This window comes from Paenibacillus sp. 3LSP, assembly GCF_032465655.1.
GTDB classification, from domain to species: Bacteria; Bacillota; Bacilli; order Paenibacillales; family Paenibacillaceae; genus Fontibacillus; species Fontibacillus barengoltzii.
In genome coordinates, this window is sequence record NZ_JAWDJI010000108.1 from 1 (window position 1) to 16,510 (window position 16,510).

The window sequence follows — 16,510 nt, forward strand, 5'->3', positions numbered from 1 at the left end:
GCGTAGAGCGGGACGGCGGTCACGCGTCCCGCAGCGGCTGCGCCGAGGCCGCTCTGCCGCAGGGCGGCCTCGAGCAGCGCCGGGTCGAATACGGAATAAGCGCCCATTCCGTATTCGACCAGCTTGTAATCTCCGCTCTCTGTCGCGGAGATGATGAGGTAGCCGCGCGGCGTTCCAGCCGCACCGCCGGCGGCTACGGTGACGAGCCAGCTGTGCGTGCCCGGTCCCAGCGGCTCGATGGCGGCGCCGGCGCCAGCCCAAGCCGTAAACGGCTCGGACTGGGCCAGCTTGTCGATGGCCTCGGCGGCAAAGCGCCGCAGCGCCTCCGGCGCTGGCGTATCCGCCGTGGCCCGCAGCGTCGCCAGCGCGACCGTCCCCGTCCACGCGCCGGCCGCGCTGCCTGTGCCTTCGGCGGCCGCTGCGCCCAGGCCGCCAAGCCCTCCCGCTGTGCTGGCTGCACTATATAAGATGCTTGCGCATAAGAGAATTTTGCAAGTAATCGATCGTTTCTTCAGGTTGGTTCGGGAATAACGCGGTTTCAGCATGAGATCGCCTCCCTGGCAATTCGTTTGGCACCTAGGCCTGTAGATTTCGATGGCTTGTCCATTGTACCGAAGCCGGTTCAAAAAGGATGTTACAACCTGTCGCGCGGATGGGCGGCCAGCCGCTTCTATTTTTGCGGTCTTTTAGCGAGATCCGTCTATTTGTCGTCACCTCGGCGAACGCAGATGAAAGATGCCGCAGCCCAAGGCGGATACGACAATTCTCGGCTCGTATTGCCAGCGGATTTCCTCCCGTCTCGCTTCATATTGCTCCGTTGCGCCTTGTGCCCGCTCGGGTTCAGGATCCTTGATCAGATCCTTGTAATAGGCGTCGATCAGCGCCAGCTCATCGCTCAGCCGTTCGCGGGCTTCCTTCGCCCAGCTGTCGTCGTAGGCCTGGATCCGTTCGGTCAGACGCTGCTCGAGTGCCAAGCGACCGGCATCCAAGGACAGCCGGGTAGGCTCGATATGGATATTCTCCGGCAATCGGGGAACCAGCGGTTTGCCCGCGATCCGCGACTGAAACGATTCATCGACCGTACCAGACTGCAAGGATACTCCGTAAAAATGGAGCTCCTCCCGCTTCATATCGCAGCAGAACTCCACTTTAAAGCAAACCCCGAGCCACGGCTCATAGGCGGCGGGCAGCAGGGCGGTTCGCTGCCGTGGCCCCGGCTCCTCGAACAAGTACACGTAGCGGCCGCCTTTTCGCGCCGCCTCAAAAATCTGTTTGAGCCGCGGGCTGCCAAACGCCAGCTCTTCGCGCTGAATCCGTCCGGGGCCAAGCACCGGCAGCGGCCGGACCGCGCCAAAGTAACGCCCCAGCAGGGTGTCCTCCTGGGCGGTTTCCATCGGTTGCCCGGCGTTCGCCTGCTCTTGAGCTGCTTTCGCTTTCTCAGCCGCTTGATGCGCCTCCGGGTCAAAAATAAACGAAAACGACATCGTTTCCGGCTCCGCTCCGGTCCGATCGATGAACCCCCAATAATAAGGGCGGTTCGTCAAATCGCGGTCGGCGCGGGGGGAGAGCTTCACCGTGACGTGATGGGGCGATTTTTCGAGAAACTGGCATTCCGTCGCTTCCAAATAAGTCATCACAAAATCGCGAATCTGCTCTCGGGTCATCGACATAACCGTTTAACCTCCCAAGAGCTGCTGCAGGCCGCCGCTGTCCCCGCGGTCTTCGGCTTCTGCATCCAGCTCGGATTTAATCGTATCGAACTCGCGTCCCAGCGAATCGACGCGGCTGGCGATTTCCTCGTCGCTGCCGGATTCCAGAATGATTTGGTAGAGGCTTTTTTCCAGGGAATGCTGCTTCTCGAACCGTTCCAATATCACATCCAGGTGGCCGATGACCATTTCGAACATATTGATCTTCTCATGCAGCAAGTGAAGGATGTGTTCTTCAATCGTGCCTTTGGTGGACAGGTTATAAATATGGACGTCATTGGTTTGCCCCAAACGATGGACGCGGCCAATCCGCTGCTCCACACGCATCGGGTTCCACGGCAAGTCGAAGTTGATCATCTGGTGGCAAAACTGCAGATTGATCCCTTCGCCGCCCGCTTCAGTAGCGATCATGACCTGAGCGCGGCCGCGGAACAGGTCCATCATCCAGTCTTTTTTGCCGCGATTCATTCCGCCCCGATACGGCACCGCCGTCATCCCGCGCTCGCGGAAGTATTTCAGCAAATACTCCTGCGTCGCACGATACTCGGTGAACACGATCACCTTGTCGTTCATCTCGCGGATCAGCTCCATCGCTTTCTCCGCTTTGCTATTGGCCTTGATCTGACGGATCAGGTCGACGAGATCCCATATCCGGTCGCGGATCGGGGAGTCTGGAGCAAGCTTCTTCGACAAGTTCACCAGTGTGACAAACACAGCGTCGCGGCTGCTGCACACCTCGCGCTGCAAGGTGACAAGGGACAGCATGCTGTTCAGGTCGCCGCCGTTGGCCTGATATTGGTCTTTGACAAAGGAAGTGACCCCATCATACAGATTCTTCTCCTCAGGGGATAACTCCACATCGATGTTGCGGACGATCCGCTTGGTGAATTCCAACTCTCCGTCGCCGCGCCGGTTACGGATCATGACCTTGGCCAGCTCATCCTTCAACTGCTCCTCATTCTTCGGCAGCCGCTTGTCAACGACGAAGTTGGCGGCAAACTCGCTTTGACCGCCCAGTTGTCCCGGCTTCAGGAGCGTGATCAAGTTAAACAGCTCGCCGAGGTCGTTTTGCACCGGGGTGGCGGTGAGGAGCAGACAATATTTTTTTCGCAGCTGCAGCATGAACTGGTAATTTGACGTTTTCTTATTCTTCAGCTTATGGGCTTCGTCCACGATCACCAGGTCATATTCGTTGTTCAGCAAAATGTTCTTATGCGGGTCGCGCTTTGCCGTGTCCATGGATGCAACCACCACGTCGTTGTGCCAAGAATGCTCCTTCTTCTGGGCAACGGCCGGAATGCCGAACTTCTGGTTTAGCTCCCGAACCCATTGCAGCACCAAGGAGGCCGGCACCAAGATCAACGCTTTTTTCACTAATCCGCGCACGATATATTCCTTTAAAATTAAGCCCGCTTCGATCGTCTTCCCAAGCCCCACCTCGTCGGCTAAAATAGCCCGTCCGCGCATCTCGAACAGGACTTTGCGAGCGGTTTCGGTTTGATGGGGCAGCGGCGTGACGTTGTGCAGATGCTTTAGGCACTGCATCTCCTCAAAGCTTGTGACAAGCGAAGCGGATTCGGCCTCAAGGGCAAGGTTAAACAGCTTCCAATCGTCCCAGGGGCCGCCCTTTTGATGCCGGGTCTTAAGTTCGTTGAACCAGCTCCGGTCGAAGTCGATGGGAATCGGGGCGTGCAGGTCTGGCAACGCGGCCGGTTGGGGGGAAGGGCCGGAGGGATGAGGATTCATAGTTGTAAAACCTCCCTTTCGGTGCGTATTTGTCGGCTCGATTACGGAGAGAAAAGATCCGAATCTGGCAGATCTTGTGCTTAAATTGCAGACGTAGGTGTAGTATGGACGAAAAGGAAGGAGTTCATAACCTCGGATGGTTAGGTGCGGGGATTAGCGCATGAAAAAACCAGCCAGAGGCCCTCTCCCTGACCGGCAACTAAAGTTGTCTATTTTATGTTTCAACTAACTTGCTACACGTTTCCGATATTCGTTGGCACTTACACCGGTATAAGCTTTAAAACGCTTGTAGAACCAGTCAATTTCCGTATAACCCACCTCACCTGCTATCTCGTAGACTTTAAGTTCGGTGTTGGCTAGCAGCCATTTGGCTCTCTCCATACGCTGAATGAACAAGTATTCATTAAAACTCATATTTTCATGAAGTTTGAACTTCTGCCCCAGATAGGATCGGTTGAAGTGGAAGCGGTCGGATATTTCCTTTAGCGTGATATTTTTATGGAGCCGTTGGTTCACATACTTCTTCACTTGATGAATGATATCGTCCTTATGTTTTTTGTGTTTCGCACATACTTTGGTTACGCTCTGCATCAACTCTTCCGCAGGCAAGGTGCTTGGCAAGTAGTCGCTAACCCGAAGCTTGAGGGCTTTACGAATGATCATAAAGTCCAAGGAGTCCTCAATGACAATAATAGGGAAGTGGTGCTGTTGTCGAATTTGTCTGCAACATTCCAGACCTCTGTAGAGATTTCCGTTTAAATTAATCATGGCGAGTGAATAAGGGGTTTCCTGGAGTAAATCCATCAAGGCGTCACCATCATGTTCACAACGATCCCAATGGACCCCGTATTTATGCCAGTCAAGGTTGTGAAGGAAGTCGCTATGGCTTGAGCAATTTAGATGGATATAGAGCGCCTTCATCATCATCATTCCCTCCCCATTCGATTCAGCACATCGGCCTAAAGAGCAGTTGCACTGTTTATGATTACGCTTTCATTATGTCTTCAGTTCATGCACTCTACAATGTACCATTTTTTAGATTTCTACCCGTTCTTTACTCTTTGGCACAGCGGGAATTCGATTCGTCAGCTTGGCGCTTGCTATCTAACGTTGCACAGGTGGAAAATCTCGATTTCCCCCGGTTGTTGCTCCGAAATGTAAGGGCTACACTATGGGTGAATATGGACCAATCATTACTAAACTTGGAGAGGGGATAAGAGATGCGTGTTCGCAAAGTAATGGTTTTGATTTTGGGATTGTTGTTGATTCTTTCCGCATGTAGCGGAGGGGCAGGCAATGGATCTCAAAATGCTTCTGAACCCGGAACGAATCGTGTTAATGAGAGCACGAATGAGGGTACCGATCATGGTGCAAACACGGGGGAAGAAGAGGGGGTTTATCGAACACCGGAGATGGAATTCGATTTAGGGGGCAAAACGATCAAGATCGTTTCCTGGTGGGATATGACCATCCCGGAGAATAATCCGGACAATATTCAGCGCAAGAAGAACCTGGAAGCCTTGATGGAGAAGCATAACTTCAAGGTAGAATATGTGCCTATTGATTTCGGAGAGTATCAAGATAAAGTGACAGCTTCTCTTATCGCGGGTGAACCGATTGGCGATATTGTGCGATTAGGCAAGAACTATACGATTCCAATGCTGGTCAAACAGGATTTGCTGTGGCCTGTGGATCAGTACACCAAGAACACCCGGGCTTTTGACCAGTTACCCACTAAATTCTTCTCTTATGAAGGAAAAGGATATGGATTTAGCGAGACACGGGGAAATTTGGTGCAAGGAATTTTCTACAATCGCACGCTGATGAATCAGTTGGGGCTCAAACCGCTTCAAGAATATGTTAATGAGGATACATGGAATTGGGATACCTTTATTGAAGTGGCCAAAAGCGCGAACAAGGATACCAACAACGACGGTAAGCTGGATACTTGGGGGTTAGCGAGCTCTTCCCTGATCGAGCATGCCCTATATTCCAATAACACGGGTTTGACCAGAGAAGACAAGCAAATCCTTGATGATCCGGCTACATTGGAAGCGCTTAATTTTGTCTCTAGGCTAAATACCGAGAAAGTTGGACGACCCAAGGAAGGCGGGGACTGGACAGAACCAGGCCAGTTCTTCCGTCAGGGGAATACGCTGATGTATGCAGGTGCTTTCTATGAACTGAGCGGGATTAAGACAGATATGCCAGATTATGATATCGGCTTCGTTCCATTTCCTAAAGGGCCAAGTGCAAAAACGTACCACTCACTTGAGGGGGACTATCAGGCTTTAACGATCCCTAAAACGGTCAGCAATCCGGAACAACTTCTCTATATTTGGGAGAAAATCAACGACATCGATTCCATCTATGATTACCCGGATCAAGCGGACTTTGAGACGGCATTTACGACGGAGGATGACCTTAACAATGCCCGTACAGTAGTGGAAAACCTGATCGTCTTGGATCATAGAGCTTATCCAAATCTTCCGTATTGGGAATTCGTGGCCGAGCTGAATGAGGGAGTATCTGTATCCACCCTCGTTGAAAAATATAAAGCAACCTTCCAATCAGCCATCGACGAAGTATATGGTCCTTAATATTTGGTCGGTCATGTGTTGAAAGGTTCGTCCTTGTACAGAGTACTTCTCTGCTACAGGGACGATCGCTAGATGGATTAATGTTGGGGAGGGGAGCCATTGAACACTCGAAAGAAGCGCTTTGGCAGCGCCATACTCGTCACCGCCATATTTTTTTTATTTCTTTGGGCCGTTTATCCTGCTGATTCGGGAACAAGGTTCTATGTTCAAGCCTCTGCCGACTTTATCGCGATCACCAATACGGAAGGAAATAACGGGTACATTCAGTATCTGGAAAACTATGCTTCTGCGAAGCGTCCGGACCGTATCATCCGGATCGAGGGTGAATCTTTTGTACACACCGATGGAGAAGGCTTCGAGATCGTTAACCATCTGCATGGTTTGAACGGAACAGCGGTCATTACCCCGGAGACAGGAGCGATATCTTGGGAGGTCGATGTGGATGAACCTGGACTATATCATGTTCGCATCCACTATTTCCCGATGGAAGGGAAAAGCTCAGCGATCGAAAGACAGTTTGCCATTAACGATGTAGTTCCTTTCAAGGAGGCAGAGATCATCCTGTTTGACAGGATATGGAGCAATCGTGACCAAGAAATCAGACGGGATAACCGGGGCAATGATTTACGACCAAGACAGGTCGAACAGCCTGCCTGGCAGCTAGCATCATTTCATGACAGATATGGCTACTACGATGAGCCTTATTCCTTTTATTTCGACAAGGGCAAGCAAAAGCTTTCACTAACGTCCTTGAGAGAACCGATGGCGATTGATTATATCGAGTTATATCAGAGCCCAGTTCATAAAACGTACAAGGAATTAACGAAAGATTATGAGAGCGACGGCGTGAAGCCAGCTCAAGGTCAATACATTGTCATCCAGGCGGAAGATGCGGTACGGAAATCGTCTCCCACCTTGTATCCGTTGTCTGACCGCTCTAGCCCGACCGTTGAACCCTACGATGTCTCCAAAATGAGAGTGAATACGATTGGGGGAGTCAACTGGAAACTTCCAGGGCAATGGATTGAGTGGGAGTTCGAGGTGGAAGAAGACGGTTTATATCAGATTGCCTTAAAGCAGAAACAAAACCAGCTTCGCGGTGTCTATGCCACTCGAAGCCTGATGATTGACGGTGAGTATCCTTTTCATGAAATGAAGCGAATTCGTTTCCAATATAGCCGGGACTGGCAAATGAATGTCCTGGGCGAGGAGGAGCCTTATCTATTTCATTTGACCAAGGGAACACATACCCTCCGAATGATGGTATCCCTTGGCGACATCGCTCCCCTGTTGCAAACAATTGAGTCCAGCGTTCTGGAACTCAATGAGATGTACCGCAAAATACTCATGATTACTTCAAACAAGCCGGATAAGTATCGGGATTATCAGTTGGAGAAACGAATCCCCGATATGATTGAGGTGTTCAGTCATCAGGCAGAGATCATTCAGAGTGTAGCTGATTATTTGGAAGAAGCCACAGGACAACGAAGCGATAAGGTGGCTGTTTTGCATACGATGGTGCGGCAACTGAGGGAGTTTGTGGATCAACCTGAGACGATCGCCAAGCGGCTGGATACGTATAAAGTGAACGTAGGTGGACTTGGCACCTGGATGTTGACGGTGAAGGAACAACCTCTCTTGCTGGATTATCTGATCATTCATTCACCGGATCAAAAACTGCCGAAGGCCGATGCCTCGTTGATCGAAGTTGCCAAACATGAGTTAGGCGCCTATGTAGCTTCGTACACCGAGGATTACGATACAATTGGCAACACCGGAGATGGTAAAGATGCAATTACTGTATGGGTAACGACGGGACGCGATCAGGCTCAGGTGTTGAAAGGATTAATTGACGATACGTTTACACCCGAATCAGGCATTCCCGTGAAATTGCGGTTAGTTCCAGGAAATATTCTTCTTCCTGCGACCCTTGCAGGAGAAGGGCCAGATGTGGCGATGCAAATCGGTGAGGATGTACCGGTCAACTATGCGATGCGGGGTGCAGCAGCCGACTTGACTACATTCGACGATTTCGAGAAAGTGGCCACCCGTTTCCGTGACAGTGGACTAGAACCTTATAAGTACAACGGGGGAATCTACGCCTTGCCGGAGCAACAGATCTTCCCGATGCTGTTCTATCGCAAAGATATTTTGAAAGAGCTGGGATTAGAACCGCCTGAAACCTGGCAAGATGTCTACCACATGATTTCCGTTCTTCAAAAGCATAATATGGAATTTTACTTGCCGCTGGAAGCGATTAATGCAAGGCCGAACGCGACTTTGGTTCCGAATGCAACGTTTGCCATGCTGCTATATCAAAACGGCGGGGAGTTTTATCGTGATCAGGATACGAAAAGTGCGCTCGACTCGGATATTTCCATGCAAGCCTTCAAGCAGTGGACGCAGTTCTATACGAGTTATAAATTCCCGCTGCAGGCGGACTTTCCCAATCGTTTTCGGACAGGCGAGATGCCGATTGGGATTGCGGATTATACAACGTATAACCTGCTGACCGTCATGGCTCCGGAGATTAAGGGGCTGTGGGACTTTACCATGGTTCCGGGGACGGTTCGTGAGGATGGCGCCGTGAATCATGAAGTGGCCAGTCACACCACGGCGGTCATGATTCTTGAGAATTCCAGTCACAAGACAGAAGCATGGGAATTTATCAAATGGTGGACTTCAAAAGACATTCAAATCGCTTATGGGCGCGAAATGGAAGGGTTGATGGGGGAGGCTGCCCGTTATCCGACGGCCAATTTCCATGCACTTGAAGAGTTGCCTTGGCCGATGAAGGATTACCGCAATCTGGAGAACCAGTGGAAGTGGGTGCGAGGTATTCCGCAGGTACCAGGAGGTTATTTCACAGGAAGACATCTGGACAATGCATTTAGAAAAGTGGTCAATGCGAACGAAAATCCGCGAGAGGCTTTATCTGATTATATCCTGTATATCAATGATGAAATCGAGATTAAGCGGAAGGAGTTCAATTTGCCGATTCGCAGGGAGGTTCGGTAATCGATGCAAGGAGAATCAGCCATTCAAACCGCGAAGAGCCTCACACCTCATAGCAAAGAGAAGAAGAATCGCTGGGTCAACCTCAAAAGGGAACTGAAACGAAGCAAACATTACTATGTGCTGATGAGCCCATTTATGATCATCTTCTTTCTGTTCACCGTCATCCCGGTTGTCGCTTCCTTCGTTCTTAGTTTCTTTTACTTTAACATGCTGGAAGCTCCAAGGTTTATCGGTTGGCAGAACTACTCCAGATTGTTCCTGGGCGATGATATCTTCTTGATTGCTTTGAAGAATACATTGATGTTTGCGGTCATTACGGGCCCCATCAGTTATATCGCTTGCTTTGTATTTGCCTGGATTATTAATGAGCTATCGCCAAAAGTGCGAGCGATCATGACATTGATCTTTTATGCTCCTTCGATATCCGGTAACGTGTATTTTATTTGGCTCATCATTTTCTCCGGGGATAGTTACGGGTATTTAAACGGATTCCTGATGAAAATTGGCATTATTCTGGAGCCGATTCAATGGCTGCTCGATGAGAAATACATTCTTGGGATCGTCATCATCGTACAGCTTTGGCTGAGTCTGGGAACCAGCTTTCTGGCGTTTATCGCCGGTCTGCAAACCCTTGACAAATCGCTGATTGAGGCCGGAGCGATGGATGGCATCAAGAATCGCTGGCAGGAGTTGTGGTATATTACGCTACCGTCGATGAGACCGCAGCTTATGTTTGGGGCCGTCATGCAGATTACGACTGCTTTTGCCGTCGCGGAAATCTCCATCGCTCTAGCCGGTTTTCCGAGTGTAAATTATGCGGCACACACGATAGTTACCCATCTGATGGACTATGGTACCATTCGCTTTGAATTAGGCTATGCCTCGGCAATTGCGACTTTCCTGTTCTTGCTGATGGTAGGAACGAACAAGTTAACGCAAAAAATGTTGAGAAAGATAGGTGAGTAACGTTGACAGCCAAAATGATCCTTCATAAGTTCCGGATCAAAAGAACGCTGAATCGCTCCTTGACCGTTAACTTCTTGCTGTTTGCGTTTCTCACGCTGTTCGGCGCTTTTATGGCCCTTCCTTTGATCTATGCCGTGAATAACGCGTTTAAACCGCTGGACGAATTGTTTATATTTCCTCCGCGATTTTTCGTAAGGAATCCAACTATCGATAACTTTCTGGACTTGATTGCGTTAATGGGGAATTCCTGGGTTCCGTTGTCTCGTTATTTTGCGAACACCTTTTTCATTACCTTGATCGGCACGGCCGGTCATATCTTGCTGGCATCTGCAGCGGCTTATCCGTTGGCCAAGTATCAGTTTCCGGGTTCAAAAATGCTCTTCTCGATTGTCGTACTTGCGCTGATGTTTTCGCCTCACGTGACTGCGATTCCGAACTACATGGTCATGTCTAAGCTGGGCTGGATTAATACTCATGCTTCGCTCATCGTCCCCGCTTTGGCATTTCCTTTGGGGCTGTTTCTGATGAAGCAATTTATGGAACAAATCCCTGACGCTTTGCTTGAAGCGGCCAAAATTGATGGCGCCAGTGAGTATCGCATCTTCTGGTCGATCGTTATGCCGAATGTGAAACCTGCCTGGTTGACATTGATGATTTTACAGTTCCCTTACTTGTGGGGAAGTAATGGAGGCAACTTCATCTATAGTGAGAATTTGAAAACCTTGCACTTTGCGTTGGGACAGATTACAGAAGGGGGAATTGCAAGAGCTGGTGTTGCGGCAGCCGTTGCATTACTTCTGATGATCGTTCCGATTACGCTCTTTGTCATCTCCCAGAGTAGCGTCATGCAGACGATGGCGACTTCCGGAATGAAGGATTAGGAAGGAGGCATGTCTCAAGTGATGAACATCGTGAAGAAGTGGAAAGCGCCTCTAGTGATATGGATCTGTTGTATGCTGGGAGTCGGTTCTCTGGCTGGGCAGGCCAGTGCCGAGGGGGAACAGGATACTTATAATTTCTCATACTGGAAGGATGCGACTCCAGCGCCACATGCTTATTTGGCAACGGAATTGTTCAGTGGTTTGGAATTGGGGACGGGGCAATTCAAGGAACCGAACGATTTACATGTTACCAGAGACAATCAGGTTTTTATTCTTGATTCTGGGAACAACCGAGTTGTCATTCTGGATGATCAGTTGAAGATGGTCACCATTTTGGATTCTTTTATAAAGGATGGAGTGCCAGATACATTTAAAAATCCGCAAGGCATCTTCGTCTCGGATCAAGGGGATGTACTCATCGCGGACACGGGAAATAACCGGGTGGTTCACCTGGATTCTAATTTTCAACTGATTAAGATGATTGATTCCCCGGAGTCTGATCTAATAAAAGATAATTTTAAGTTTGAGCCGCTCCGTGTGGTGATGGATCAGGCAAAACGGATTTACGTCATGGCTGGTGGCGTCTTTGACGGATTTATGGAATTTAATGCAGAAGGAAGTTTTACCTCCTTCATCGGTGCGAACCGTGTTCATGTTGATCCTATCGAATATTTCTGGAAGCAAATTTCAACCAAAACCCAGCGTAGCCAGATGGTGATGTTTACTCCTACGGAATTTACCAATCTGGATATTGATTCAGAAGGATTTATTTATGCAACGAATGCAGATCAATGGGGAGACAACATTAAGAAGCTTAATGCACAAGGCAATGACATTTTAAGAAGAACAGGGTACTTCGACCCGCAAGGTGATATTTATTACCGCAGCAAGGAAGGACCACCCAGACTGATTGATGTTGATGTGTCAGATAGCGAGATCTATTCGGTCCTTGACGCGACAAGAGGGCGGGTATTTACCTATACCGGGGACGGCCATCTGATGTATGTGTTTGGCGGGATCGGTAATCAAATGGGTCAGTTTCATACGCCTGTTGCCATCGAACGGCTTGGCGATGATTTCCTTGTATTGGATAAGGCACTGGGTGAGATTACCGTATTTCGCTCTACGGAATATGGACGCACCTTAAATGAAGCGGTCAAAAGTTACTACCGTGGTGAGGAAGAGCGGGCTTACGAGCTGTTCAGTCAAACGATCACCAGGAATGCCAATCTGGAATTTGCATACGCAGGGATCGGCAAGGCGCTGTTGCGGCAGGGAGAGTATGAGGAAGCCATGAAGAACTTTAAGCGTAGCATGGACACCAGGAACTACTCGAAAGCCTTCCTGCTCTATCGCAAGGAGATTATGAGAGAGCATTTTCCGTGGATCATGACCCTTTGCGTACTGACCATATGTAGCATTTATGCGTTCGTAAGAGTTCGCAAAATCACCGTCAGAAAAAAGGGGGCTTCTGTGTGAATAAGGACTGGTACCGCTTCCCCTTGCGGCTCATTATCCATCCCTTTGAGGGCTTTTGGGATCTGAAATATAACCTTGACCGAAAGTTTACGCTAATGATTTCCTTCGGTGTGCTGTTGTTGCTTGTATTAACCAACATCTTAGGGAGTCAATATCGCGGTTTTATTGTAAATATTTACAATCCCGAACAGATGAACAGCATCATGGAAGTTCTTTATGTGATTATCCCGGTGCTGTTCTGGTGCGTGGCGAATTGGTCATTGACGACTTTGATGGATGGAGAAGGGAAATTTGTCGAAATATTCACCTCGACTTGCTTTGCACTCCTGCCGCTGATCCTTATCCAATTTCCATGGATCTGGCTGAGTAATCTGATATCGCTGGAAGAAGCTGCTTTTTTTCACTTTTCCAATTCGGCTGCCTTGCTCTGGTTTATATTTTTGCTGTTTATCGGAAATATGACGGTGCATCAGTTCTCCCCATCCAAAACGATGGGAACGATTCTATTGACCCTGGTGGCTATGGGGTTTATGGCTTTTATCTGTTTGCTATTCTTCAGCCTGGTCCAGCAAATCGTGGCCTTCGTATCCGTCATTTATCAAGAATTGGTGATGAGAATTTAAGGAGGAGGTAAGATGAGCATATCCGCTAGGTACGTTCTGCTTGTTATCAGTATGCTGACAGCGTTGCTCATGGGCGGATGTTCGGATGGACCCGATCAGAATGGGGATGAAAGCGAAGAGGTGAAAGCGACCTTTGAGACGGGAGCCACACTTACAGCATCGTTCGTCAATCCCCGCGTTAGGGGATTGAAAGGCATCGTGGAGAATGATCAACTGCAACTTCTCGCGGATGATCAGACGGGTGTTATTGCCATTGTTCATAAGGCAAGCGGAGAGGTTTGGCTGAGTAACCCTCAGGATCGAGATACAGATCCGCTGGCCTCTGGTGTGAACAAGAGCTTGTTGTCTGCTCAACTCAAGCTTGATTATTATAATAATTTCGGACAGCTAAACTCTGTCAATTCGTATTCCGACAGCGCTGTCTACGAGCAAATCGGAATGGAAAAAATCGAACATGGCCTCCGGGTCAATTATCGGTTTGGTGCAGACCAAAAAACGATCGATGATATGCCCATGAAAATCAGCAAATCGCGCTTTGAGAATCTGTTAAGCAAGCTGGACCGTACGGGGCAACGGACGTTAAAGATTGCTTACACAGAGGATGCGGAGCATTCGGTATATGTTCGCTCCGACGGCGCGCTTAAGGGGCTTCAGCTTGAACGTGCGTTAAAGGCTATGGAAGATGCGGGATATACGGAAGAGGATTTATTATACGACATTGAGGAGAATCAGTTAAACCAAACCAAACCCGAAGCGCGTATCTTCCATGTTTCAATTGAATACACCTTGGACGGCGACCATTTGATTGCGAAAATTCCAGCATCCAGCATTGATTTTCCGGAGGAGTTTCCGATTCATACGATTTCATTTCTGAGCTTCTTCGGTGCCGGCGGGTTAGCAGAGAAGGGATCGATTCTTGTTCCAGATGGTTCGGGGGCACTAATCCATTTTAATAACGGAAAGACAAGATATCCTTCCTATCAACAGAATGTGTATGGGACCGATCGGAGTGTCAGCAAATTAGACACGGAAGAGTATAGCCAGACCGTCAGACTTCCGGTATTTGGGTTGATTAAAGAGAACGGCGCCCTGCTTGGTATCATTGAGGAAGGGGCTGCAGTTGCGACGATCAATGCGGATGTAAGTGGCAGATTGAATAGTTATAACTATGTCTATCCGTCCTTCACCGTCGTGAACAAAGGGGATTTGAGCCTGGATGCTAACGGTCAGCAACGCACCATTCCGAAGTTCCAGGAACATCCGATGAACAGCGATTTCACCGTTCGCTATGCTTTCTTAGATCAACAATCAGCTTCTTATCAAGGAATTGCTGATTATTATCGGCAGTATCTGGAGCAGCAAGGCGGATTTGCTGCACTAGCCGAGGCCAGGGAGGAGAAAACCCCCTTTTATCTGCAGCTGGTGGGAAGTATTAGCAAGAAGAAGCATTTTGCAGGCATTCCCTATCAGGCATTAGAGCCACTGACGACCTTTGAACAAGCGCAAATCATTGTGACAGAGTTGAAGGAGAGAGGTGTCGGTGACATCAAGTTAAGGTATAGTGGCTGGTTCAATAAGGGGCTGGATCATACTGTTCCGAGTCATATCTCGGTAGACAGGAAGCTGGGCGGAGATAAGGGGCTAAGACAACTGATTTCTTTTGCCAAGGGAAACGATGTAACGTTATATCCTGATGTCGCCTTTCTCACCGCGCTGTCAGGCTCCCAATTTAATGAAGCCAAGAAAGCATCCCGAACGCTTCGCGGCGTTCCTGCAGAGATTTATCCGCTCGATCTGGCATTAAATTGGCGGGATCGCTCGAAACCGCCTGCTTATGTGATATCCCCGCGATACATTAACGATTATACGGAGCAATTTTTAAAGGATTTCCATAAGTATGATGCTGTTGGCATCTCACTTAGCGATTTGGCTTCCCAGTTAGACAGCGATTTTCGGAAACGCCGTCAAATTGACCGTACGGAATCCGAGCAGCGCTCTGTGGAAGCCTTGCATCAAATGGCTGCTGCCCAATTGAAGATGATGGCTGACGGTGGAAATGCCTACGCCCTGCCTTATCTGACCGATGTTACCTATGCCCCGATGTCGAGCAGCCGTTTCAAGATTGAAGATGAGGAAATTCCATTCTATCAAATGGTGGTGCGCGGACATCTGGATTATACCGGGGAGCCTTATAATTTGTCGGCATACCCCAATGCCAATCAATATATTCTGAAGACGTTGGAGTACGGCTCAGGTGTTTATTTCGAATGGTTTTATGCACCTAATCACAAAATCAAGGATACGAAATTCAACAGGCTGTATTCCGCCAATTATGAACTATGGATGGATGAAGCCGTTCGCATCTATAAGGAAGTGAATGAATTTCTATCCAAGGTTCGCCATGAGCCGATCGCGCAGCATGAGAAACTAACGGATGGCGTCTATAAAACGGTCTATGGGAACGGCAATTATGTCATTGTCAATTATAACCGTACTCCGGTGGAGGCAGGGGGCGTTCGGATTGAAGCCGAAAGCTATATGACGGGTGGTGAAGCGCCATGAAGTTCATCATGCGGAAATTGGGAGCGGATCAATGGAGTTATCGGAAACAGAAGGCTTTATGGGGATTTATCTACGTGCTTCCCTGGCTACTTGGCTTCATCCTGTTCTTCCTGATCCCTCTGCTTACATCGCTGATATACAGCTTCAGTACGGTCAACGCTAATTCCCAGGGGGTTAGCTCCACCTGGACTGGGTTTAATAATTACATGACGGCCTTCACCGTCAACACCAACTTCAACCGAAAGCTTACTGAGGCAATTGTCAATATGGTGGTTAACGTACCGCTCATTGTAATTTTCAGCTTGTTCATCGCCGTCGTGTTGAACCAGAAATTTATTGGTCGCTCTTTTGCGAGATCGATATTTTTTCTCCCGGTTATTCTTACATCTGGTGTAATTTTGACCTTGGAAAGCACCAGTCTTGTTATGGCAGTTAACGAGCAAAATGCGACCTCAGGGAGTTTAATTAATGTATTAAGCAGCTTTGAATTAAAGCGATTGATGCTTGAAGTTGGTGTCAGTGAGACGATTGTCAACTACTTGACAGGAGCTGTGGATCGAATCTATGAAATTGTAAGTCTCTCCGGCGTTCAGATTCTGATTTTTCTGGCAGGTATTCAGACGATTTCTCCACAGCTTTATGAAGCTTCCAAGATCGAGGGAGCGACAGGGTATGAGGCTTTCTGGAAAATCACTTTTCCGATGGTTAGCCCGCTCATTCTCGTGAATATGATCTATACGATCATCGACTCGTTCTCGCAAAATGAGCTCGTCACTTTAATTCGAACTACAGCTTTCTCCCAATTTGATTTCGGTCTAAGCTCGGCGATGGCCTGGATTTATTTCTTAGCCATTTCACTCATATTGCTGATCAGTACGTACCTCGTATCCAGGAAGATCTTTTACCACGAATAGAAAAAGGTGAGC

11 protein-coding genes and 1 pseudogene are annotated in these 16,510 nt (G+C 48.8%); 8 read left to right on the forward strand and 4 right to left on the reverse strand.

Annotated elements, in window-relative coordinates:
- From RW092_RS08920 to RW092_RS08935, 4 genes and pseudogenes are all read right to left on the reverse strand, one after another.
- Nucleotides 1-626: pseudogene (locus RW092_RS08920) on the reverse strand (hypothetical protein); the annotation flags it as partial.
- Between the two features lie 84 nt (nucleotides 627-710).
- Nucleotides 711-1,670 carry a YqhG family protein gene (locus tag RW092_RS08925; protein WP_085169780.1) on the reverse strand — a complete coding sequence of 320 codons (960 nt, stop codon included), beginning with the start codon at nucleotides 1,668-1,670 and terminating at the stop codon, nucleotides 711-713.
- A 6-nt stretch (nucleotides 1,671-1,676) separates the two neighbouring features.
- The gene (locus RW092_RS08930; protein WP_316010017.1) at nucleotides 1,677-3,455 is read right to left on the reverse strand and encodes a DEAD/DEAH box helicase; all 1,779 of its coding nucleotides are present in this window, start codon (nucleotides 3,453-3,455) and stop codon (nucleotides 1,677-1,679) included.
- Nucleotides 3,456-3,680: 225 nt separating this feature from the next.
- Nucleotides 3,681-4,379, reverse strand: a complete 699-nt coding sequence (locus RW092_RS08935; RefSeq protein ID WP_316010018.1) for a helix-turn-helix domain-containing protein — start codon at nucleotides 4,377-4,379, stop codon at nucleotides 3,681-3,683.
- A 296-nt stretch (nucleotides 4,380-4,675) separates the two neighbouring features.
- Here RW092_RS08935 and RW092_RS08940 point away from each other — a divergent pair, with 296 nt between their 5' ends.
- The 8 genes from RW092_RS08940 (at nucleotide 4,676) to RW092_RS08975 (ending at nucleotide 16,498) form a co-directional block, all read left to right on the forward strand.
- A complete protein-coding gene (locus RW092_RS08940; protein ID WP_316010019.1) occupies nucleotides 4,676-6,055 on the forward strand; it encodes an ABC transporter substrate-binding protein in 1,380 nt (459 codons plus the stop codon).
- Nucleotides 6,056-6,154: 99 nt separating this feature from the next.
- On the forward strand, nucleotides 6,155-9,073 hold the full coding sequence (locus tag RW092_RS08945) for an extracellular solute-binding protein (protein ID WP_316010020.1): 2,919 nt from the start codon (nucleotides 6,155-6,157) through the stop codon (nucleotides 9,071-9,073).
- 3 nt (nucleotides 9,074-9,076) lie between these two features.
- A complete protein-coding gene (locus RW092_RS08950; RefSeq protein WP_085278343.1) occupies nucleotides 9,077-10,039 on the forward strand; it encodes a carbohydrate ABC transporter permease in 963 nt (320 codons plus the stop codon).
- Nucleotides 10,040-10,053: 14 nt separating this feature from the next.
- Nucleotides 10,054-10,920, forward strand: coding sequence for a carbohydrate ABC transporter permease (locus RW092_RS08955; RefSeq protein WP_176221893.1), 867 nt, complete (start codon nucleotides 10,054-10,056; stop codon nucleotides 10,918-10,920).
- Nucleotides 10,921-10,941: 21 nt separating this feature from the next.
- On the forward strand, nucleotides 10,942-12,399 hold the full coding sequence (locus RW092_RS08960; RefSeq protein WP_139817474.1) for a hypothetical protein: 1,458 nt from the start codon (nucleotides 10,942-10,944) through the stop codon (nucleotides 12,397-12,399).
- Nucleotides 12,396-13,022: a YIP1 family protein gene (locus tag RW092_RS08965; protein ID WP_085278340.1), complete on the forward strand. Its 627-nt coding sequence runs from the start codon at nucleotides 12,396-12,398 to the stop codon at nucleotides 13,020-13,022. Before RW092_RS08960 ends, RW092_RS08965 begins: the two co-directional genes overlap by 4 nt.
- 12 nt (nucleotides 13,023-13,034) lie before the next feature.
- Nucleotides 13,035-15,584 carry a DUF5696 domain-containing protein gene (locus RW092_RS08970; protein ID WP_316010021.1) on the forward strand — a complete coding sequence of 850 codons (2,550 nt, stop codon included), beginning with the start codon at nucleotides 13,035-13,037 and terminating at the stop codon, nucleotides 15,582-15,584.
- Nucleotides 15,581-16,498 (forward strand): carbohydrate ABC transporter permease, encoded by a 918-nt coding sequence (locus RW092_RS08975; protein ID WP_316010022.1) that lies wholly within the window; start codon nucleotides 15,581-15,583, stop codon nucleotides 16,496-16,498. The genes RW092_RS08970 and RW092_RS08975 overlap by 4 nt, the downstream gene beginning before the upstream one ends.
- Nucleotides 16,499-16,510 lie beyond the last annotated feature (12 nt).

What these genes read in the sequence shown, in the direction of transcription:
- RW092_RS08925 (WP_085169780.1), bottom strand. Translation starts at nt 1,670, where the DNA reads ATGTCGATGACCCGAGAGCAGATTCGCGATTTTGTGATGACTTATTTG.
- RW092_RS08930 (WP_316010017.1), bottom strand. Translation starts at nt 3,455, where the DNA reads ATGAATCCTCATCCCTCCGGCCCTTCCCCCCAACCGGCCGCGTTGCCA.
- RW092_RS08935 (WP_316010018.1), bottom strand. Translation starts at nt 4,379, where the DNA reads ATGATGAAGGCGCTCTATATCCATCTAAATTGCTCAAGCCATAGCGAC.
- RW092_RS08940 (WP_316010019.1), top strand. Translation starts at nt 4,676, where the DNA reads ATGCGTGTTCGCAAAGTAATGGTTTTGATTTTGGGATTGTTGTTGATT.
- RW092_RS08950 (WP_085278343.1), top strand. Translation starts at nt 9,077, where the DNA reads ATGCAAGGAGAATCAGCCATTCAAACCGCGAAGAGCCTCACACCTCAT.
- RW092_RS08955 (WP_176221893.1), top strand. Translation starts at nt 10,054, where the DNA reads ATGATCCTTCATAAGTTCCGGATCAAAAGAACGCTGAATCGCTCCTTG.
- RW092_RS08960 (WP_139817474.1), top strand. Translation starts at nt 10,942, where the DNA reads ATGAACATCGTGAAGAAGTGGAAAGCGCCTCTAGTGATATGGATCTGT.
- RW092_RS08970 (WP_316010021.1), top strand. Translation starts at nt 13,035, where the DNA reads ATGAGCATATCCGCTAGGTACGTTCTGCTTGTTATCAGTATGCTGACA.
- RW092_RS08975 (WP_316010022.1), top strand. Translation starts at nt 15,581, where the DNA reads ATGAAGTTCATCATGCGGAAATTGGGAGCGGATCAATGGAGTTATCGG.